This window comes from Clostridium beijerinckii, assembly GCF_008705175.1.
GTDB lineage: Bacteria > Bacillota > Clostridia > Clostridiales > Clostridiaceae > Clostridium > Clostridium beijerinckii.
Genome location: NZ_CP043998.1, coordinates 3,766,935 through 3,787,952, shown reverse-complemented (window position 1 = coordinate 3,787,952; position 21,018 = coordinate 3,766,935). Strand labels below are relative to the sequence as shown.

Below are 21,018 nucleotides of genomic sequence, written 5' to 3'. Positions count from 1 at the left end.
TTATAAGGTGTCCGGCATTATAGTCTCTTAAAATTACGGTTTTAAAATAATTATAGAGGAGTGAATAGAATGGCTTTACAACATTTAGATTCAAATGAGTTTGATGAAATTATATATGACAACGCTGAATCCAGCCTAGTGATTTTTTCTAGAGAAAGCTGTAGTGTATGTCAAGGTGTAGTACCAATTTTAGAAGATTTAAAATCAAAATATGATGGTAAGTATAATTTTTATTATGTTGACGTTGAAGAACAAAAAAATTTATTTCAGAGATTTTCTTTAAAAGGTGTTCCTCAAATCCTGTTTTTTAAGGATGGTGAGTACCAAGGAAAATTAGCTGGTAACGTAGAAGATGATGCAGTTGAGGAAAAAATTGCTGAAGTTTTTGAGGAGTGATTAAAAGTATGGGCGATATGACTAATTCCTACGATTTAATTATCATAGGTGGTGGGCCTGCAGGGCTTTCAGCTGCAATTTATGGGGGAAGAGCTAAACTTAAAACTCTGGTAATTAATAAAGGAGTAGTTGGAGGTCTCGTAAATACAACAAGGGAAGTAGTTAACTATCCTGGTTATGAACAAATCAGCGGGCCAGAGCTTATGAAAAACTTTAAGAAGCACGCAGAGAACTTTGGAGTTGAATTTTTAAGAGATGAAGTTGTAGGTGCTGATTTGTCATTAAGAGAAAAACTCATTACCACTAAGAAAGGAAAGCAATTCTTAGCTAAGGCTGTAATCATAGCTTGTGGTAGCGAGCCTAGACTACTAAACATTCCTGGGGAAACGAGATTCCAAGGCAATGGAGTGGCATACTGCGCAACTTGTGATGCTGAGTTTTTTGAAGGAGAACATGTTGTTGTAATTGGAAGCGGTGATCAGGCTATTGAGGAAGGGATGTACATCACAAAGTTTGCAAGTAAAGTGACTGTCATAGTGCTTCATGATGAAGGTATTCTCGATTGTAACAAAGTAAGCAGTGAAAAAGCCTTTAATAATGAAAAGATGGAGTTTATCTGGAATTCAACCATAGAGGAAGTCCTTGGGAATGAAAATGTAGAAGGTGTAAAAATTAAGAACTTAAAGACTGGAAATATAGAAGAGGTAAACTGCCAAGGAGTATTTTTCTTTGTAGGTATGGTGCCATCAACTAATTTTCTAAAAAATAGCGGTCTTGAAGTTGATTCAAGAGGGTATATATCTGCAAATGAACTTATGGAAACTAGCTTTGAAGGAGTTTATGCAATAGGAGATAATAGAGTTAAATATTTAAGACAGATTGTTTCTGCTGCTGGTGATGGAGCAACTGCGGCTGTGGCAGCTGAGCGTTACATTGAAGAATTAAATGACTTTAATGAAAGTATTCTAAAAAGTGAAAAAAGAGTATTGTTATTATTTTTAGATGCTTTAGTTAATGAAAACTTAAGATTTAGAACACTGCTAGAAGAGGTAAATAGGGAATTAGTTGATTGCTATAGGATTAAAGAAGTAAATATAGCCACAAAGAAAAATCTTATAGGAAAATATAATGTTAGAAATGTGCCTGAAATAATTGTGTTAGATCATGGTAATGAAATTAAAAGATTAAAGTATACAATGGATAAAGAACAATTAAAAAGTCAATTATCCTAACTTGTCATCTTTATGGTAATAGTCAGTAAAATTTATTTCACCAACAAATAAGAATATAAATGTATCGTATAAATACTAAGAAGTAACAGGACTTGAGTTCAGTATTAATGAAAGAGAATATAATAAAAGATTTATATAAGGAAATAAGTTAATTAATGCATATGCAACTCCCAGTATTAATATAATATTTTATAAAATTTAAATATTAGTGAATCAAATTGCTATAACACTTAATATTATATGTAAATAAGGAATATTTGAATTAATTGAAATTTTACTTTAAATATTTCTTGTGATATGATTATATTAAAAAAATTTTATGTTGGAGGAAATATTTTTATGGATTTAGACCCGGAACAGACGAGTATCACGTCACAATTAATTTTAATAGTCATATTGACTTTGATCAATGCATTTTTCGCGTCAGCAGAAATGTCTATAGTATCATTAAATAAAAATAAAATAAAGCTTCTTGAGGAAGAAGGAAATAAGAAGGCCAAGCTTTTATTGAAACTTATGGAAGAGCCTACTAATTTTTTATCTACTGTACAGGTAGGAATAACGCTTGCAGGATTTTTTAGTAGTGCTTCAGCAGCAACAGGACTATCAAAGGATGTAGCGCTTTATTTAAAGGGACTTAATGTTCCTTATAGTGGACAAGTTGCATTGGCATTAGTAACAATTGTATTATCTTATATCACCCTGGTATTTGGAGAACTTTTTCCAAAAAGAATAGCGCTTAAAAAATCAGAAGCTATTGCAATGTTCTGTATAAAACCATTAGTTATTATAGCTAAAATTGCAGTTCCATTTGTAAGGTTGCTTTCAGCATCAACTAATATATTAGTTAAACTGATTGGGCTCGATAAAGAGGATTTAGGTGAAAAAGTATCAAAAGAGGAAATCAAATCTTATGTAGAAGCTGGACTAGAACATGGAGTCATAAATAAGACTGAAACAGAAATGATAAATAGCATATTTGAATTTGATGATAAATTAGCATGTGAAGTAATGACACCGAGAACAGAAGTATATATGATTAATATAGAAGATCCATTAATGGAATATTTAGATGAATTGATTGATGAAAGATATTCAAGAGTTCCTGTTTACGAAGATGATACTGATAATATAATTGGTATTCTTTATATGAAGGATTTCTTCAGTGAAGCAAGAAAATATGGATTTGAAAATGTGGATATAAGAAGCATATTGCATCCACCTTATTTTGTTCCAGAAAATAGAAATATTGATAGGTTATTTAAGGAGCTTCAAAGTACTAAAAAGCATATTGCTGTATTAGTAGATGAGTATGGGGGATTTTCAGGTATAGTTTCTATTGAGGATTTAATAGAAGAAGTCATGGGAAATATAGATGATGAATATGATGAGGATGAGCCATCAATAGAAGAAATAGATAATGACACTTTTATGATATCAGGTATGCTTTCAATTAATGATTTTAATAATTACTTCGATACAGATATTAAAAGTGAGAATTATGATACTATGAGTGGTTTTATTATTGAAATTCTTGAACGTATTCCTAGTAATACAGATGAACAAGAGATAGAATATGAAAACTTGATTTTTAAAATAGAAGAAGTAAAGGAAAAAAGAATTAGTAAGATAAAGCTTTATATTCAGAAAGATGATGAAATTTTAGCTGTATTATAAGGCTGTAATATAAAATAAAAGTGGCTGTTTTAGAATAAAAGATAGAACAATATAAGTACTGTTTTTTTATTAAAGACTATTTATGTTGTTCTAAAAATTTATTTTATAACAGTCTTTTTATTTGCAGTTTTATAACTGATATTTAATGCAAATTGTGTGATATATCCTTAATTATGAAATATTAATATAGAAGTTAAGTGCAAGATAGATAATTATGTTGAAATTATGAATTACTCGAATGAAAACTTTTACAAAAAGTATATAAATTATACAAAAGATTAATGTATATTTATAAATTAATGCGATTACTGTAAATTAAAATATAAATATAGCATAATGTTAAATCTCCCTGCATAAATATCAAAGGTATTTCAATTTAAGGAGGAATTTTTATGAATACTAGGGCAGAACTGAAGAGATATGCCAAAGATCAACTAAAAGGGAGGTGGGGACTGGCTATTGGAGGAATTTTTGTTGCTGGATTTCTAATTCCAATTATTTTTAATTTAATTTTAAGAGTTGTTAGAGAAAGTTTTGGTTTGAGTTTAATAGTATTTTTAGTAACAATATTTGTTAGCGCAGCAATAGGAGTTGGCATATGCAAATTTTCTCTAAACTATGCTGAAAGAGATAGTAACCCTAAATTTACAGATATATTTTCAGGATTTTCAATAATTCATAAAGCTGTAGGCCTATATATTTTATTGACTATAATTGTTACCATAGGATTATTTTTAGTGATAGTTCCAGGCATTATATTTATATATATGTTTTCACAATCATTTTTTATTTTAGCTGATGATAATAATAAGTCAATAATTGAATGTTTAAAAGAGAGCTCAGCTATTATGAAAGGGCATAAATTTGAGTACTTCGTCCTTACTTTAAGTTTTTTAGGGTGGATAATACTTGGAATGATTCCACTATGTATCGGTCTATTATGGGTGGTTCCTTATATGAACGTCACAGTGGCTACCTATTACTTAAAACTTAGAGATAGTTATAATAATAATGATAAAATAGCATAAAGAACAATAATTTATTATTCAGAAAAAAATATATATATTGCAAAAATAATTCTTTATCATAATTCTAAAAATATTGTAAGAATTTTAGCTGTAATTGTGAATTGTGCATTGTGAATTGCGACATATATATTTATAAAATATTATATATGTTAAATTGAAGACTAAAGAAATTATACCTTCAGTAATGCCGTACGGAAGCGTTACTGAGGGATTTTTTATTTTTAAATACAAGTAAGTTTCTTAAATTTCAGTTCCTTATAAATTCCTTATAATTAAGGCTTATTATTTAATTATAAGAGGAGGAGTGAAGATGAACGAATTTATTTTAGAAACAAAAAACTTATGTAAAAACTTTAAAAAGCAAGAAGCAGTTAAAGATATTTCAGTATTAGTTAAAAAGAATTCAATATATGGGTTGCTTGGTCCAAATGGAGCAGGAAAGTCAACACTATTAAAGATGGTTACGGGAATGCTTAGAGCAAATTCAGGAGAAATCTTATTTGATGGACATAAATGGAGTAGAAAGGATTTACGCGAAATTGGGTCATTAATAGAATCAGCGCCTTTATATGAGAATTTGACGGCAAAAGAGAATTTAAAGGTTCGTACTACAGTACTTGGATTGCCAGATTCAAGAATTGAAGAAGTTCTTCATGTAGTAGAGCTTGAAGGTACAGGTAAAAAGAGAGCAGGACAATTTTCTATGGGGATGAAGCAGAGATTGGGGATTGCTATTGCACTACTTAATAATCCTAAGCTTTTAATTTTAGATGAGCCAACTAATGGACTTGATCCATTTGGAATACAAGAATTAAGAGAGTTAATACGATCTTTTCCAAAGAAAGGCATTACAGTAATATTATCAAGTCATATGTTAAGTGAAGTAGAACAGATCGCTGATCATATTGGAATTATATCTGGAGGTATTTTAGGATATCAAGGAGAATTAAAAAAAGGTGAAGATTTAGAAAAATTATTCATAGATATTGCAAAAAAATATAGGAGGGAGAAATAATGATGCTTAAATATTTTATTTCAGAAAATATGAAGATAAATCATACGTTTGTAAAGAAATTAGTATGGATAGCACCAATTATGGTAATTCTTCTTTCGGGATTTTTAGCATCAAATTATTTTCAGGTTGATATTTATAATTGGTGGTATACATTAATACTTCCTGGAGCTATATCACTAGGCAGTTGCCTTTTATCAAAAACTGATGGCTCTATGAAAAATAAAGCGGTTATATCACTTCCAGTAGATTTAGATAAAATATGGATTGCTAAAATATTGGTGGGAGTAAAGAATATAGCTATTTCTTGTATAGTTATTTTTATAGCTGGAGAGTTAAGTGTGTTCTTTATTAAAATGGATAGCATATCACATATTTCGATGTTAAGTGGTTTAGTCGGAACTTTAGTGATCATTATAACTTCAATGTGGCAGGTTCCGTTATATTTTTTTCTGGGAAATAAAATAGGATTATTTCCAACTATTGTATTAAGCCTAGCTGTTAATATGTTTTCTATAGTTATGGCAGTAAAGGATTTTTGGTGGATAAATCCTTTTTCGTATACATCTAGACTAATGTGTCCAATTTTGAAATTACTACCAAATGGCTTAATAGCTAAACCAGAAAGTCAAACTTTTACACCAGAATTACTTAAGAGTTGGGGGATACCTCTTGGTATCGGAATTTCAATAGTCTTATTTATATTGATAACTTATTTAACAGCTAAATGGTATGATAGACAGGAGGCAAAGTAATATAATGAAAATTCTTCGCTTATTGAAGGCAGACTTTATAAAAATGAAGCACACACACTTTTATTGGATTCATATTTGTTTACCAATTATAGGAGCAATAATATTTTTGGAATATTATTCATTTTCAACTTGGAATTCTGTAAACAAAATAAATGGATATTTAGAAGTAGTATCATTAACATTTCCTGTGGTAATCGGAATTGTATGTTCCATGGTTATAGAACAGGAGGTTATGGCTGGAAAATTTAAAGAAATGCTATCTATAGAATATGGAAAAGGAATGTGTCTTTTGAGTAAAACATTAATTCTACTTCTTACAGGTTTATTTTCGCTTAGTTTAGCGGTTGGCATTTTTTTTGCTGGATTTCAATTTATTTTAAGGCAAAATACTCTACCAGTAAATTTTTACTTAAATATAATTTTTATTATATTTGGAGCTCAAATCTTCTTTTATTTATTTCACCTATGGTTGAGTATTAAAATAGGAAGTGGAGCATCGATAGGAATGGGCATACTTGAAAGCTTATTAGCGGCTTTGCTGATTACAGGACTTGGAGATGGAATATGGCAATGGATACCTTGTGGATGGTCAGTTAAGTTTTGTGATAATTTCTTTATAAAAGCCTCTAATTCTGCAGATAATTTTAATAAACTGGCTGATATTAATACTGTATTTAGTAATAGCGCCATTGGATTTAGAGATTGTGTTTTATTTACAATTGTCTTTGGGATTTATCTTGGAGTTTGGTTTAACTTTTTTGAAGGTAGAGGAGAGAAGTAATAATAATTTATAGAATAATAAAGATTAGCTGTTAATGTTGGATATAATAGATGTAGGAGGGATGGAAATGGCATATATTCTAGCGATAGATGATGAGCAAGGCATATTAAAGGTTATAAAAGGTGCCTTAGAAAGAGAAGGACATAATGTAACTATAGTTTCTAATCCTACGGATATATCAAAGGATCAGTATGTAAAATACGATTTAATTTTACTTGACGTAATGATGCCAGAAATAGATGGATTTTCTTTATGCAAAGATATACGAAGTTTGGTTGATTGTCCAATTATATTTTTGACAGCAAAAACCATGGAACAAGATATTGTAATGGGATTAAGTATTGGTGGAGATGATTATATATCAAAGCCTTTTAGTATAGGTGAGCTTCGAGCAAGGGTAGCTGCACACTTAAGACGTGAACATAGGGAAAAACAAAATGCTTTTTCTATTTCTGATATAAAATTTAATATAACTGCAAAAGAGGCATATTATAATGAAGAACTAGTGCCGTTTACAAAAAGTGAGTATAATATATGCGAGTACCTTGCTCTAAATCATGGGCAGGTATTTTCCAAGGAGAGAATATATGAAAGTGTATTTGGTTTTGATGGAAATAGCGATACTACAGCGATTGTAGAACATATTAAAAATATAAGAAATAAGTTTAAAAAGGTAGGAATAAACCCTATAGAAACTGTTTGGGGGATAGGATATAAATGGAAAGAGTGAAGAAGCAAAAAAGCATTTCTAAGATTTTTGCAATATATATATTGTTTTTCTGTATAGCTACAATTCTTTTAGCTGTATTTGATTTTATTCTATTTCAAATTGGTTTAGATAGTGGATTTATTTTACCAGCAAACTACTATGAGCAGAAAATTGAAAGACAGAGAGAAGAAATAGCAAAAGCTGAGGATGTTAATGTAAAAGACTTTATACCTGCGGAATGTAATTATATAGTTTATGATTCTATTGGAAATGTATTTTATAGCAATGTATCAGAAGCTAAAGCAACAGATATTTGGAATCTTGTACAAAGTGATAAGAGAAGTAAAGGAAAATATTATTATAAATTTATTTCTAGGGAGAATGGAATCTGTGTAGTTGAATACACCATAGGGGCAAGTTTTGTTAGCCCTGTTTTGAAAAAGTATGTTCAAAATGCTGAGCTTAGTTTAATTTTATTATATTTTATTTTGTTTAGCATTGAAATTATAATTCTATCTAGGTGTTTTAGAAGAAGAATATCGAAAGAACTACATGTTTTAAAAGAGACTACAGAAAATATACAGATGGAAAACTTAGAATTTGAGGTGAAGTATTCAAATATATTAGAAATCAATGAAGTCATTTCTGCGCTCGGTAAAATGAAGACAGAGTTGAATGATTCTCTAAGTAAACAATGGAAGATGGAAGAAGCACGTAAAGAGCAAATAGCAGCATTGGCTCATGATATAAAGACACCATTAACAATTATTAAGGGAAACTCTGAGCTTTTAAGTGAACTTAATTTAAAAGCAGATCAAGCCGAATTTAACGATAGTATAATAAACGAGGTTAAAAATATAGAAGATTATATTAAATCATTAATAGAAATTATGAAAACTGAGAAAGAATCAATATTAGAAAAAAAGAAAATAAAGTTAGAAGAATTTATACAGGATATAATTGAACAAGGAATTTCCATAGGTATAAATAAAAAAGTAGAGTTTAGAAATGAAATTAAACATATTCCAGAAGTTATTATAGGAGATGAACTGGCTTTAAAGCGAGCTTTAAGCAATGTTATTTCGAACGCGGTTGAATATTGCTCCGAAAATGGGAAAATAGCATTTGGGGTTGATTCAGATAATGATAATATAAGATTCACCATTGAAGATTCAGGAAGAGGATTTACAGAAGAGGAATTACAGTTAGCTACAGAGCAGTTTTTCCAAGGCGACAAGAGTAGAAATTCCAAAAATCATTATGGCATGGGTTTATATATTGCAAAAAAATTTATGGAAAAACACAACGGGAATATTTCACTTGGAAAATCAGAAAAACTTGGAGGGGCTAAAGTTGTTATAGAATTACCCATTTTATTTAATTAATCAAAGTAGTTAGCTAAATAATAGGAAATTATTTGTTATTCAAACAACTATTAAACCTAAGTAAAATTAATAGTTCTAATTATAAACCTAATAAGAACCAAGAGTATAGATCTCTGTGAACATGGAGATTTTTACTCTTGGTTTTGTGATTTTATAAAACAATAAATAGAGGATTATTTTATAAAAGAGACATTATTGTAAAATCCAAATATGTAAAAGTTATACATTGACTTTGAGTATACTCTAGAATATATATTAGAATTAAAACAGTTTTGTAGAAAGAAGGCGAATTATATGAAATATATTAACTATATAAGAAGCGTAACTTAAGTTAAGAGCATTTTTACATGTTACTAAAGATAAAGCAATCAATACATATAATATATTGGTTATAAGGAATATTTATGTTTAACATTGTTATACAAATTTTAAAATCAAACAGGAAGTGAATTAAAATGAAAAACATTAAGACAAAAGTTATTCTATTGGTCGTAGCAGTTTGTTTTTTTAGTTTATTATGTTCTTCGACGATAAGTTATTATCTGTTTTATAAAACCACTGTGGTTGAATCAAAGGATAAACTAGGGGCACTATCTGAAAAATATGCAGAAACTATAGACAAATGGATGGCTAATCAAGGAAACTTTGTTAATGAAACAGCTGAAAACATCGAATTTAACAATAATTATGATAGTACAAACCTTTTGAAATATATGAAAGTTAAAGCAGAGTCAAATACCGATATTATGGATATATATTTTGGTTTTCAAGATAAAAGTTTTGTTGATGAAGATGGATGGATACCGGATAATGACTTTAATTGTACAGAGAGAGATTGGTATAAAGATGCTTTAAAAAGTGACTCAGTAATTTATTCTGATCCATACATAGATTCTGAAACTAAGAAGTTAGTCGTTACAGTTGCAAAATCAGTTAAAAAAGATGGAGCAGTCATAGGCGTTTTAGGTACTGACATAAATATGGAAAGTATCTCTAAAGAGGTTCAGAAGGCACAACCTATAAATAACAGTTATGGATTTTTATTAGATGAAAAAGATGAATTTGTGATTCATCCCAATAAAGATTTTCAGCCGAGTGCAGATAAGCTAAAGAATATTAGAGATGTATTAAGTGGAAGTTTAAGTAGCATGGTTGGGAAAGGTAGTTCTGAAGCTAATATTGTAAAGCTAAAAGATTATGATGGAATAAATAAATATTTTGCAACAGCACCTATTACTTCTTCAAAATGGATAATGGGGATTGCAGTTCCAAATGCTGAATTTTTAAAACCGCTAACCGGTTTAATTATCAGTTTTATTGCCATGTTTGTATTTTTAATGGTTGTTTTTTCTATGGTTGCTTTATATTTTGCAAGTAAAATATCAAGACCGATTTCATTGGTAACTAATTTAATAAATAAAACTACTAGCCTAGATTTAGAAATGAAGAAAGAAGATGAATTCGAGAAATTACTTCAAAGTAAAGATGAAATTGGAATTATTGCTAGAGCTGTAACATCGCTAAGAAAAGAGTTAAGGGAAACTATTGAAGTTCTTAAAGAAAAATCGAAAGAGTTACTTGATCATTCAGAAGGAATTGCAGTTTCAACTAATGAAACGCTTCAGGGAATTCAAGGTATTTCTGCAACGGTGGATCAGCTTTCAGTTGGCGCATTAGACCAAGCAAGGAATACAGAACTTACTTCTGAAAAATTATTGCATCTTGGAGAGAAAATAGATGTCTCATCAAATAATGCAGATTTAGTAACAAAGTTTTCAAAAAAATCGCAGCATATTAGCGAAGAAGGTATTAGTGCTTCAAGGGATCTTATGGATAATATCAATGCTAATAATGAAGCTTTGGAAAAAGTAATTAGAAATATAGACTTATTATCTAATAAATCAGGATCTGCAGGCAAAATAATAAATACAATTCAAGCGATTTCAGAACAAACTAATCTTCTCGCATTAAATGCAGCAATTGAGGCGGCAAAAGCAGGGGAAGCAGGTAAGGGATTTGCGGTTGTAGCAGATGAGATACGAAAACTTTCAGAACAGACTTCAAATTCCACTAAGGAAATAGAATGCATTGTAAATGAAATTATAAGAGAGATAAATGCAGCTAAGAAAAGCATGGATGAAGAAAAAAACATAATGACAGAAGTAAGCAAAACTACTAAAGAAGCTATTAATACATTCCAACTTATAAATAGTACATTTGATGATACTATAGAAAATATAGAAGAGTTAACTTCTAATATAAAGTCTATAGATGAAAATAAAGATTCAGCAATAAGCAGCATTCAAGAAATTTCAGCTGTAGCAGAGCAGTCAGCAGCTTCAATTGAAGAAGTTTCAGCAACTGTTTCAGAGCAATCTAATTCTATGGAAAAGATATCACATTCTGTAATAGAGCTTAAGAATATTGCAGATAAATTAGAACAAATAGTTGGAAAGTTTAATGTATAGAGGAAATAATTAGATGCGATAATATAAAAACTAGCAGCACAGCAAAATTTACATTTTGATATGCTGCTAGTTTTTGTAAAATAATAATTTAACATAGAACTCACTATTTGGAACATAGATATGTAGTTAACATTTTGAATTAAGATTTAAAAGTTTCTTAGTTATTTTTCTGATATTGATAAAATAAAGTCATCTATCATTAATTTAAAGCTGTCTTCTAAATTGACTGGATTTTGAAAATATCCGTGAGAGCTTAAGGAAACGAATCCATGTAATAGACTTCTTAAAGCCCTGCTTTTATGAATTATAAATATTTTATCACTGCTATAAAAGTCTAAAATTTTACGTATTATTGCATTACTTTCACTAGCTAAGCGCTTAACTTCATCACTTTCAGTACTTGGGATATTCACGTAAAGCTTATAGCCACTCTTGTTTTCAAATGCAAAATCTCGATATACATAAGCAAATTCTCTGATTGCAGTCTCTCCACTTTTCCCGATTAGTCGTTCCATTAAAGTTGAATTTAAGTTATTTAAAAAGTATATGGTCATTTTTATTTTAAGCTCTTCAATGTTGGCAAAATGATTATATAAAGACGGATATTTTATATCCAGTTTTTCTGCAATCTTTTGGAAAGTAATTTGATTAAGTCCAATTTCATCAGCTAGTAAAAAAGAAGCTTCAATAATTTTTTCCTTAGTTAAATTTCGTTTCTGAACCATTTTATCACCTCTTATAATTCTGATTAATAAAGATAGTTTAACATGATAGGTTATTTTTATCAAATTGGAAATAATTATTAAACTATAAGATGTAGTTTACAAATTATATTTTATAGTTTATTCTTATATTTAGAAGACAATATACAAGTTATTGTATTGGAATAACAAAACTAATTAGTAAGAAGGAATAAATTTATTATGGAAATGTGGAAAAGAAATTTAAAAGTTTGTTGGTTCGGAATGTTCGTGACAGGAATAGGCATGAGTCAGATAGCACCAGTATTACCACTATATATACAGCATTTAGGAATTCAGGATTCGGCTTCGATAGAGAGGCTTTCTGGAATTGCTTTTGGTAGTACGTTTATTATCTCAGCTATTTTTTCACCCATTTGGGGACATGCTGCTGACAAATTTGGGCGAAAACCAATGTTGCTTAGAGCAAGTCTTGGTATGGCTATAGTTATAAGCTGCATGGGATTTGCACCTAATGTATATGTATTAATAGCTCTTAGGTTATTACAAGGAGCTATCACAGGATATAGCACAGCCTGTACTACCTTAATTGCAACTCAAACAGATAAAGAACATGCAGGATATGCTCTAGGAACTATTTCAACAGCAAATATTGCAGGTTCCTTACTTGGACCTACAATTGGAGGATTTGTAGGAGAGACTTTTGGTTTGCAAAATGTATTTTTTATAACAGGCGGGCTTATGCTCATTGCATTTATTACTACAGTATTATTTGTAAGGGAATCTTTTAGTCGTGAAGATAATAAAGTTTTAAGTTTCAAAGAAGTTTGGAATACAGTTCCAGAAAAAGGATTAACCATTACTTTATTTATAACTTTTTTTATATTATCTGTAGCAATGTATTCGGTAGAGCCAATAGTAACAGTTTATGTTACTCAACTATCTAAGGAAGCGAGTCATATTGCATTAATAGCGGGAATAACTTTTTCTGCATCAGGTTTTGCTAATATAATTGCAGCTCCAAGGCTTGGAAGGCTCTCTGATAAAATAGGAGCACATAAAGTTATGCTAATATGTCTCGTAATAGCTGGAATAATATTCATACCTCAAGCATTTGTAACGAACACTTGGGAACTTATGGGACTTAGATTTTTACTAGGACTCACAGTTGGTGGTCTTAACCCTTCTGTTAATATATTGGTTAAGAAAATTACACCATCCGCTCTTACAGGTAGAGTATTTGGTTTTAGTATGGCAGCAGGATATCTAGGTGTATTTGCAGGATCAGTTCTAGGAGGACAAATCGCAGGATATTTAGGAATAAAATGCGTATTTTTTGTAACGAGTGCATTGTTATTAATTAATGCAGTGCTAGTATATTTTAAAGTGTATAATAAACTTAATATAAATAATAATCATAGAATGGAGAAGTATGAAAAGGGGATAAGAAATGGAAAACTTCAAGTCAGTGGAAAATAAATTTATTAATATAGAAAAAACTGCATTAGTTCTTATAGATTTGTAAAATGGAATCGTAAATAGAGAACTTTCACTTCCTAGGATTGGAAGTATTAGAACAAGCGAAGAAGTAATTTCAGCATTAAAATAATTAAAAACAAAAAGTAGCGAAAAAGATACAATGCATATAATACATAAGCATTGTATCTTTTTTACTGTAATTAAATTTACAGTTTAGAAAACATTTTATTTATTATTCTTATCGAATATAACTTTTCCAGGACACACTTCAGATTGACCAAACCACATGCACTTTGCACAATTTAAACATTTTCCAGTATCTTTTCCATCCATAGCATGGTTTGCCCAATTAGGATTTATAAGAATCCCTTTACCAATATCAACGATATCTACATTTGTTTCATCTAATATTTCTTCTGCAATTTCGGCTGAGTTAATTCCATTAACTGCAAATACTGGAATTGATACTTCTTGCTTGATCTTCTCAGCAGCATAAACAGCATTGGAATACTTATAATCTTTGTTTACATTAATTTCTTGTTCATTAAAGAATCCATAAGAAATATCAAGAAAATCTATTCCACTCTTATCTAATATTTTAGCATAACTTACTCCATCTTCTATTGATGGTTCAAATCCGCCTAGACGAATTCCTACAACAAATTCTTCTGGAGTTACTTTTCTAATTCCTTCTAGTATTTCTAGTACAAATCTTTCTGGGTTAGTGCCATATTCATCAGTTCTTTTATTAACATTCTTATTTAAAAATTGACTTATTAAATAACCATGACATCCGTGTAGCTCAACGCCATCATATCCAGCTTCGTAAGATCTTCTTACAGCTTCAATATAGTCTTTTTGTATTGATTCTATATCTTCTTTAGTCATTTCACGTCCAATAACTGTTCCGGCAAAACCTTTATATTCATATGGACTTGGACATAGAGGAGATTTAGAGATTCCTGTAACTCCAGCATGATGAATTTGAATAAATATTTTACATCCTTCTTCATGAACTGCATTAACTATGTTTTTTAATCCTTCAATTTGGTTATCTTCCCAAATTCCAATTTGCTTTTCTGATAATCTTCCATCTTTATTAATACATGTAGCTTCTTGTATTATAAGTCCTGGACCGCCTTTAGCTAATTCCTTATAACGGTCTAAATTTTCTGCTGTTACATATCCATCTTTGGCTAAACCTACAACCATTGGAGGTACGCATATGCGGTTTTTTATTTCTATATTTTTAATACTAAATTCTGAGAATAACTTTTTCAAAATATCCACACTCCCATTTTGACTTATTTACATATTACCATTTGTCTGGTATGTTAATATTATAATTTAATAGGAAACATAATAACAAGTACGCACATTTTTGTGCCTTAGTTTTAAGGGGGATTACTTATGAAAGGTGAAACAGAAAAAACGAAAAACAAGTATTCTAAAGCATGTCCTGTTCTTCACGCACTTGAAATTATAGGAGGTAAGTGGAGGCTACCTATTATATGGGAGATATCAGGTTCAAAGAGCATTAGGTATAATGAACTTAAAAGAAGCATACCTGGTATAACTAATATTATGCTGACTCGATCTCTGCAAGCATTAGAAGAACATGGACTTATAAAAAGAACAGAATATAATAAGATTCCACCGCATGTAGAATATTCTTTGACTGATGACTGTAATGATTTACTTCCCGCATTAGCAATCATTAATGAATGGGGAAAAAGGGTATGGCCAGAATATGAAGCTAAAAATAAAACAAAATAAAAGAGTCTAGACGTGATGAATGTTTAAACTCTAAATATGATTATAGTTTCGTAGTAATTTTGATGTTAGGAATTATTTCTTATTTCATTTGTATAACAAATGCAAACAGTATTTCTACCATTCTCTTTTGCATTATATAAGGCATTGTCAGCACGCCTAAACCAGCTATGAAAATCCTCAACTACATCTTTTTCGGCTATGCCTATGCTAACAGTTATTTTATTTACAAATTTGAATTTATGATTTTCTATGGATAATCTTATTGTTTCAGCAATTATAGTACTTTCTTTTGAATCTGTGAAGGGGAGTACTGCAACAAATTCTTCTCCACCCCATCTAACAAGAATGTCTTCTTTTCTAAGGCACTGTTTAATAATCATAGCTGTTTCAGATAAAACTAGGTCTCCAGTACTATGTCCATAGGTATCATTAACTTTTTTAAAGTGATCAATATCAAGAACCAACATTGATACAAGACTCTTTTCTTTTTCGAGTTGAAGAATTTTATTTACAACTGTTTCTTCAAAATAGCGCCTATTATATATATTTGTAAGTTTATCTGTTATAACTTCTAATTGAAGCTTAGTATTAACTTCTTTTTCATGTTTTATTTGTTTTATAATTCCGATGGTAAATAATAATGTTTCAATGGAGGCAGCAGGATAGCATGTACTAAAAGCAAAAATATTCCATTCTAGTAAACCGTAAGAACCTAAAATATATATGATAAAGCCAGTAAATAGTATAAATATGCCAACCAAGTAATATATAGATCCCATACCAAATTTAAAATAAGAATATATTGAAATAAGAATATATAACCCTACTAGGATCATCTGCAAATATAAAATATCATAAGTAAATCCGTCAGGAATAATTTCAGATATATATAGAGAAAGTACGAGAAAAAGTATTGAAAGTTTAAAAAAATTATTTAATATGGGCATGTTATTTTTTATATCTAAGTATGAATAGATAAATAAAACCCAGGTTGAAGCGGCCATTGCAGCTAATGCTATAAGCCTGTTATTACTATTAAATCCTAGAATTAACTTTTGCATTCCAGATAAGCAATATAGTAGTGAAAGCAGTGATCCTGTAAAAAGTGAATGAAATAAATACTTCTTATCTTTTGATGAAAAGAATAGAATCATATTCATAATAAGCATTCCTAGGAGTACACCCAAATTACCGATATAAAAACATGCTAACAAGTTTTGAATAATATAAAAGTTACTGTCTTTTGCTAGAAGTAAATTAAATACATTTGAATCCCAAGTTGAATTTATATAGATATCTCTATTAAAATCAATATTTTCAGGTAGATTAATATATGGAAAAATAAAGTATTCATTAGGCTTTTTAGTTACATACTTGCCATCAGTAGTTGGAATATAAAATTGAATATTTTCAATGAATTCACAATCAATGTACATTATATTATCAGTGCTAGCTTGTTTACCTTGTAATCTTAGTTTAAGCCAGACTTTTTGAACATCTTCAGGAAAGTAGATATTTTTAGAATTGTTTTTTTCAAATTTAATATAACTATTATCTGCTACTTGGTTTATTTCTGCATATTGATTATCTTTGGGGATGAAGTATTCTACATTGTTTGATAAGTTTATATATTTATCATCATCAATAAGTTCAAAATAACTATATTTTAGAACCTTTACAAAATTTATTAATAGTATAATTGAAATAATAATGATGCCCGTTAGAGCTACAAAATTTACCTCCTTTAATTTTATTGATATATTTTTTAACATACTGCCACCCCATATTAATGTTTTTAGATTAATGAACTTATATTCCTGAAAATATTTATTAGATTTAATATATTTTATTTTATATGTTTCTACTATGTTCTTTATTTTAGTGCATTATTAAGCTACTTTTTTCTATAATTAAAGCTAAATTGTTTATAACAAAAGTATGATTAATTGCATTATAATTCACGATAAGTATTATTATACCATATAAATTTTACATGATATTTTTATGTTTATAATCTTATGATTATTTTTAAATCGTATCGGTATTTGATTATAATCATTTTAAAATTTATGATATAATGATTAAATTGTTAAAGAGTTAAAATCAGTAATATATTTAGATAAGCATAAAACATAAGAGGGAAGTATGACTAAAATAAACATAATTTCAAATAAAAGAAAAAAAGAACGAATAAAGATTAATAATTTAAATGATTTTAAAGATGCATTGAAAAAAGAAGGCTATAAAATAAATTACTTTGATGAAGAGAAATTTAAAATAGAAGTTGCCAAGGCTTTTAAAGTAGAGAATAGTCTCATAGAGGAATTATATAAATGTATTGGTAAGGCGCAGGCCACTTACAGAGCAGATGATGTTAGTGATTTAATTAATTACATGAAAAAAATAATACTATTTGAATATGAACATGATAGATTATGGAAAAAAATAAATTCAATAAAAATATTAAATATAAATAGGATTGAATATGAGCGAGATGCAGTATCTAGAGATGATGTTAAAGATATGCTGATTGACATAAAAGAAGTTAAAAAAAGAGTATCCAGAATAGTAAGTGAAAAAGAAAAAGAGAAATTAGAAATTTTGGAAAAAGAATTAGATAATGATTATTTATATTCAAAGGATATTGAGCTTTTGAAGAAAATGCTTCTTATTAAAGAAGAAAGAGTAAAAGAAAGTTATAATGTTAATACTAAAGTTAAAACAATATCTATAGAAATTCCAAAGCAAATAGATTATCACTATATAACGCCACAAAAAGGCACTGTTGAATATCATCAACATCTAAGTAATAATATACCGAGAATGCAGCGATTAATAAAGAATATTAATAAGTATATGAAAGCCGATGAAGAAGAAAGATCAGTATTTAAAATAAATCAAAGTAAAACATTACAGGATTCTATAAATATTGCAGTGGCAGTATATGATAATAAAGAATTTAAGGCGATAAGCGGAAGTAATAATATAAAGGATTATTGTCATGCACCAACGAAAGATGAATCATTTTTTAAAAGTAATAAAGTTAACAAATTGGGTGAGTTTGGAATTGGATATGACAGAATCAATGATAGTGAAAAAAAGATAATTGAAGAAATACATAAACAGATAGAAGCAAAAGTATTGAAAGATGAGGGAAACTTAACTTTATATAGCAAATGGGAGCCTTGTCCAAGTTGCTGCTTTGTAATTAGCCAGTTTTGCAAAAAGCATCCCAATATAAAAGTTCAAGTGAAATATCATAAGAAGTATGGTGAATAACATCCATCTCGTTAAAAAAAGAAAGATGAAACCAGTGGCAATACATAAATATACTGTCGCTGGTTTTAATTTATAAAGATTTATATAAAGAATTTATATTTCGCCTTGATAGTCAAATTCATCATCATCTTTATGTATGTCAGAATCAGAATATCTAACTGATGTGGGAATTCTTTCGGTAGAATCTGGGTTGCTTGTATTAACAGGGCTTACGTCGCTTGAACCATGAGTATATTTTGAACGTGAAGCATGACTGTTAGCGTATCTTACTTTTTCTGAATCAAGGGATGGATCGTCCTCAGATGAATGGATATCAATAATTTTTTCAGTATCATAGACACTTGGTGTTTGATCATCTAGTGTTTTTCCTTTTCTCATTGAAATCACTCCTAACATAATAATCTAAAAATTTATTTATAGTATATTAAAATACTCTAAATAAAAATTTTAATAACTTAAAGATAAGTTATATAGTTATTATTGAGAAAAGTAAACTTATTAATACGTGGAAGATTTAGTTTTATAAGCAGCTGGAAATATTTATTGCATTCTGTATGCAAAAATGATGTATAATATGGTATGGGAATTAGCATTTAAACAAAGGAAAGGAATAAAGGATATGAACTTATACAGCAAATATTTTAATAAGTATAAAATTCCATTTGGGATAGCTGTTTTTTGTGTTGCATCTGAAGCAATTTGTGATTTGCTTGGTCCAACACTTATGTCTAACATAATTAATACAGGAATTGAGCAAGGATCACTTTCTAAAGTTTATTACTGGGGAATGCTTATGCTTATAGTAACTGCAATTGGAGCTGTTTTCGCAGTTACAAGAAATATTTTAGCAAGTAAGGTATCTCAAAGAATGGGAGCAGATCTTAGGTATGACTTATTTGAAAAGATTGTTTATTTTTCAGAATTAAGCACAGATAAGATTGAAAGTGGATCTCTAATTACACGTATGACAAATGATACGGCACAGGTTATATTGTTCGTTAATGGAATTATGAGAATTTTTTTAAAGGCTCCGATTACATGCATAGGTAGTATTGTGCTTGCAACACTGCTTAATTTTAGGTTGAGCCTTATTATATATGGTGTTGTTGCGATTGTGTCGATACTTATTATTATTAGTATGAAGTTAAGTTATCCGCGTTTTTATGAATTACAAAAGGCGATGGATAAAGTAAATTCAGTTGTTCAGGAATATCTTATAGGTGTACGCTTAGTAAAGGCCTTTGGAACATATGATAAGGAAAGTAGTAAGTTTGAAAATGCAAATACAAACTTAATGGAAAAAGGAATATCATCTCAAAGTGTTATTACATTTGTGTCACCACTTATAACTCTTACTGTTGGAATTGGAACAATAATTGTAATTTCAGCAGGTAGCAGTCTCTTTTCAGCAAACCTTGCAAATCCAGGAGATATATCAGCGTTTGTAATTTATATGGCACAAATTCTTACCTCATTAATTATGATAACCAATATATTCAATACATTTGTAAGAACCAAGGCTTCTACTGCTCGTATTAAAGAAATAGTTGATTGTGATGGAGATTTTTCTCATGATGGTGAAATGAAAGAATTAAATGGTAATATTGAATTTAGAGATGTTAAATTTGCATATCCAAATGGTAGTGGTGTACCTGCTTTAAATAATCTATCGTTTTCTATTAGAAGTGGACAAAGTTTAGCTATAATTGGTCCAACAGGCAGCGGGAAATCTACTATTGCATGGCTTCTTTTGCGATTTTATGATGTGAGCAAGGGAAAAATTTTAATTGACGGCTACGATGTTAAAGAATTAAATGTTGATTCTGTACGAAATAGCATTGCTATAGTGCCGCAGAAACCAATGCTTTTTTCTGGTTCTGTTGCTGAAAATATTAGATGGGGTAAAAGGGAAGCGAGCAATGTGATGGTTCATGAGGCTTCTGAAAAGGCACAAGCAGGTTTTATAAATAATATGAAAGATGGATATGAAAGTATGTTAGGGAGTGCTGGAGTTAATCTTTCGGGTGGCCAAAAGCAACGTATTTCTATAGCTCGTGGAATACTTAGGGATTCGTCTGTAATTATATTAGATGATGCAACAAGTGCATTAGATTCAGTAACAGAAGCAAAGGTTAGAGAAAACTTAAGTTCAAAAACAAGTAATCAAACTGTGATTACAATCACTCAACGTTGTGGAACAGCGATGTTTGCAGACAGAATTTTGGTTATGGATAATGGATCTAAGGTTGGATATGGAACTCATGATGAATTAATGCAAAGCTGTGAAGTATATAGAGATATTTATAAAACGCAAATAGAGAGCAGCAAGGAGGTATAGGA

General features: G+C 29.5%; 18 protein-coding genes. 14 read left to right on the top strand and 4 right to left on the bottom strand.

Annotated elements, in window-relative coordinates; translation table 11 throughout:
* The first annotated feature begins 69 nt into the window (after positions 1 to 69).
* The 10 genes from F3K33_RS16925 to F3K33_RS16880 all read left to right on the top strand — a co-directional run bounded on the left by F3K33_RS16925 (position 70) and on the right by F3K33_RS16880 (position 11,443).
* Positions 70 to 396 (top strand): thioredoxin family protein, encoded by a 327-nt coding sequence (locus F3K33_RS16925; RefSeq protein ID WP_039769328.1) that lies wholly within the window; start codon positions 70 to 72, stop codon positions 394 to 396.
* An 8-nt stretch (positions 397 to 404) separates the two neighbouring features.
* On the top strand, positions 405 to 1,628 hold the full coding sequence (gene trxB, locus F3K33_RS16920; RefSeq protein ID WP_039769330.1) for a thioredoxin-disulfide reductase: 1,224 nt from the start codon (positions 405 to 407) through the stop codon (positions 1,626 to 1,628).
* A gap of 339 nt (positions 1,629 to 1,967) precedes the next feature.
* Complete coding sequence (locus F3K33_RS16915; protein ID WP_017211020.1) at positions 1,968 to 3,305, top strand: hemolysin family protein; 1,338 nt, start codon at positions 1,968 to 1,970, stop codon at positions 3,303 to 3,305.
* A 392-nt stretch (positions 3,306 to 3,697) separates the two neighbouring features.
* Positions 3,698 to 4,333: a DUF975 family protein gene (locus F3K33_RS16910; protein WP_039769332.1), complete on the top strand. Its 636-nt coding sequence runs from the start codon at positions 3,698 to 3,700 to the stop codon at positions 4,331 to 4,333.
* A gap of 310 nt (positions 4,334 to 4,643) precedes the next feature.
* Positions 4,644 to 5,348: a lantibiotic protection ABC transporter ATP-binding protein gene (locus tag F3K33_RS16905; RefSeq protein ID WP_039769334.1), complete on the top strand. Its 705-nt coding sequence runs from the start codon at positions 4,644 to 4,646 to the stop codon at positions 5,346 to 5,348.
* A 2-nt stretch (positions 5,349 to 5,350) separates the two neighbouring features.
* A complete protein-coding gene (locus tag F3K33_RS16900) occupies positions 5,351 to 6,100 on the top strand; it encodes a lantibiotic immunity ABC transporter MutE/EpiE family permease subunit (RefSeq protein WP_039769395.1) in 750 nt (249 codons plus the stop codon).
* Positions 6,101 to 6,104: 4 nt separating this feature from the next.
* Complete coding sequence (locus F3K33_RS16895; RefSeq protein ID WP_039769337.1) at positions 6,105 to 6,881, top strand: lantibiotic immunity ABC transporter MutG family permease subunit; 777 nt, start codon at positions 6,105 to 6,107, stop codon at positions 6,879 to 6,881.
* Between the two features lie 67 nt (positions 6,882 to 6,948).
* Entirely contained in the window at positions 6,949 to 7,611 is a 663-nt protein-coding gene (locus F3K33_RS16890) for a response regulator transcription factor (RefSeq protein ID WP_039769339.1), read from the top strand.
* Positions 7,599 to 8,975 carry a HAMP domain-containing sensor histidine kinase gene (locus F3K33_RS16885; RefSeq protein ID WP_039769340.1) on the top strand — a complete coding sequence of 459 codons (1,377 nt, stop codon included), beginning with the start codon at positions 7,599 to 7,601 and terminating at the stop codon, positions 8,973 to 8,975. The genes F3K33_RS16890 and F3K33_RS16885 overlap by 13 nt, the downstream gene beginning before the upstream one ends.
* Before the next feature lie 455 nt (positions 8,976 to 9,430).
* Positions 9,431 to 11,443 carry a methyl-accepting chemotaxis protein gene (locus F3K33_RS16880; protein WP_039769342.1) on the top strand — a complete coding sequence of 671 codons (2,013 nt, stop codon included), beginning with the start codon at positions 9,431 to 9,433 and terminating at the stop codon, positions 11,441 to 11,443.
* Between the two features lie 161 nt (positions 11,444 to 11,604).
* On the opposite strand, the gene F3K33_RS16875 is transcribed toward F3K33_RS16880, so the two are convergent.
* Positions 11,605 to 12,168 (bottom strand): TetR/AcrR family transcriptional regulator, encoded by a 564-nt coding sequence (locus F3K33_RS16875; RefSeq protein ID WP_012059496.1) that lies wholly within the window; start codon positions 12,166 to 12,168, stop codon positions 11,605 to 11,607.
* Between the two features lie 198 nt (positions 12,169 to 12,366).
* On the opposite strand from F3K33_RS16875, the gene F3K33_RS16870 reads away from it, so the two are divergent.
* The gene (locus F3K33_RS16870; protein WP_039769345.1) at positions 12,367 to 13,623 is read left to right on the top strand and encodes a multidrug efflux MFS transporter; all 1,257 of its coding nucleotides are present in this window, start codon (positions 12,367 to 12,369) and stop codon (positions 13,621 to 13,623) included.
* A 225-nt stretch (positions 13,624 to 13,848) separates the two neighbouring features.
* Here the strand turns inward: F3K33_RS16870 and F3K33_RS16860 are convergent, their stop codons facing one another.
* A complete protein-coding gene (locus tag F3K33_RS16860) occupies positions 13,849 to 14,913 on the bottom strand; it encodes an NADH:flavin oxidoreductase (protein ID WP_337250450.1) in 1,065 nt (354 codons plus the stop codon).
* Positions 14,914 to 15,033: 120 nt separating this feature from the next.
* Between F3K33_RS16860 and F3K33_RS16855 the strand changes: the two genes are divergently transcribed.
* Positions 15,034 to 15,399 carry a winged helix-turn-helix transcriptional regulator gene (locus F3K33_RS16855; RefSeq protein WP_039769350.1) on the top strand — a complete coding sequence of 122 codons (366 nt, stop codon included), beginning with the start codon at positions 15,034 to 15,036 and terminating at the stop codon, positions 15,397 to 15,399.
* Between the two features lie 65 nt (positions 15,400 to 15,464).
* Here F3K33_RS16855 and F3K33_RS16850 read toward each other — a convergent pair whose 3' ends face one another.
* Positions 15,465 to 17,171: a GGDEF domain-containing protein gene (locus F3K33_RS16850; protein ID WP_039769352.1), complete on the bottom strand. Its 1,707-nt coding sequence runs from the start codon at positions 17,169 to 17,171 to the stop codon at positions 15,465 to 15,467.
* Between the two features lie 373 nt (positions 17,172 to 17,544).
* On the opposite strand from F3K33_RS16850, the gene F3K33_RS16845 reads away from it, so the two are divergent.
* Complete coding sequence (locus tag F3K33_RS16845) at positions 17,545 to 18,678, top strand: deaminase domain-containing protein (RefSeq protein WP_039769354.1); 1,134 nt, start codon at positions 17,545 to 17,547, stop codon at positions 18,676 to 18,678.
* A gap of 93 nt (positions 18,679 to 18,771) precedes the next feature.
* On the opposite strand, the gene F3K33_RS16840 is transcribed toward F3K33_RS16845, so the two are convergent.
* A complete protein-coding gene (locus F3K33_RS16840) occupies positions 18,772 to 19,056 on the bottom strand; it encodes a hypothetical protein (protein ID WP_039769356.1) in 285 nt (94 codons plus the stop codon).
* A 241-nt stretch (positions 19,057 to 19,297) separates the two neighbouring features.
* Between F3K33_RS16840 and F3K33_RS16835 the strand changes: the two genes are divergently transcribed.
* Entirely contained in the window at positions 19,298 to 21,016 is a 1,719-nt protein-coding gene (locus F3K33_RS16835; RefSeq protein WP_039769397.1) for an ABC transporter ATP-binding protein, read from the top strand.
* Positions 21,017 to 21,018: the final 2 nt, after the last annotated feature.

Bases quoted from the DNA above. Each gene is read 5' to 3' on its own strand.
- F3K33_RS16925 (WP_039769328.1), top strand. From the start codon at position 70: ATGGCTTTACAACATTTAGATTCAAATGAGTTTGATGAAATTATATAT.
- trxB (WP_039769330.1), top strand. From the start codon at position 405: ATGGGCGATATGACTAATTCCTACGATTTAATTATCATAGGTGGTGGG.
- F3K33_RS16915 (WP_017211020.1), top strand. From the start codon at position 1,968: ATGGATTTAGACCCGGAACAGACGAGTATCACGTCACAATTAATTTTA.
- F3K33_RS16910 (WP_039769332.1), top strand. From the start codon at position 3,698: ATGAATACTAGGGCAGAACTGAAGAGATATGCCAAAGATCAACTAAAA.
- F3K33_RS16905 (WP_039769334.1), top strand. From the start codon at position 4,644: ATGAACGAATTTATTTTAGAAACAAAAAACTTATGTAAAAACTTTAAA.
- F3K33_RS16900 (WP_039769395.1), top strand. From the start codon at position 5,351: ATGCTTAAATATTTTATTTCAGAAAATATGAAGATAAATCATACGTTT.
- F3K33_RS16895 (WP_039769337.1), top strand. From the start codon at position 6,105: ATGAAAATTCTTCGCTTATTGAAGGCAGACTTTATAAAAATGAAGCAC.
- F3K33_RS16890 (WP_039769339.1), top strand. From the start codon at position 6,949: ATGGCATATATTCTAGCGATAGATGATGAGCAAGGCATATTAAAGGTT.
- F3K33_RS16885 (WP_039769340.1), top strand. From the start codon at position 7,599: ATGGAAAGAGTGAAGAAGCAAAAAAGCATTTCTAAGATTTTTGCAATA.
- F3K33_RS16880 (WP_039769342.1), top strand. From the start codon at position 9,431: ATGAAAAACATTAAGACAAAAGTTATTCTATTGGTCGTAGCAGTTTGT.
- F3K33_RS16875 (WP_012059496.1), bottom strand. From the start codon at position 12,168: ATGGTTCAGAAACGAAATTTAACTAAGGAAAAAATTATTGAAGCTTCT.
- F3K33_RS16870 (WP_039769345.1), top strand. From the start codon at position 12,367: ATGGAAATGTGGAAAAGAAATTTAAAAGTTTGTTGGTTCGGAATGTTC.
- F3K33_RS16855 (WP_039769350.1), top strand. From the start codon at position 15,034: ATGAAAGGTGAAACAGAAAAAACGAAAAACAAGTATTCTAAAGCATGT.
- F3K33_RS16850 (WP_039769352.1), bottom strand. From the start codon at position 17,171: ATGTTAAAAAATATATCAATAAAATTAAAGGAGGTAAATTTTGTAGCT.
- F3K33_RS16845 (WP_039769354.1), top strand. From the start codon at position 17,545: ATGACTAAAATAAACATAATTTCAAATAAAAGAAAAAAAGAACGAATA.
- F3K33_RS16840 (WP_039769356.1), bottom strand. From the start codon at position 19,056: ATGAGAAAAGGAAAAACACTAGATGATCAAACACCAAGTGTCTATGAT.
- F3K33_RS16835 (WP_039769397.1), top strand. From the start codon at position 19,298: ATGAACTTATACAGCAAATATTTTAATAAGTATAAAATTCCATTTGGG.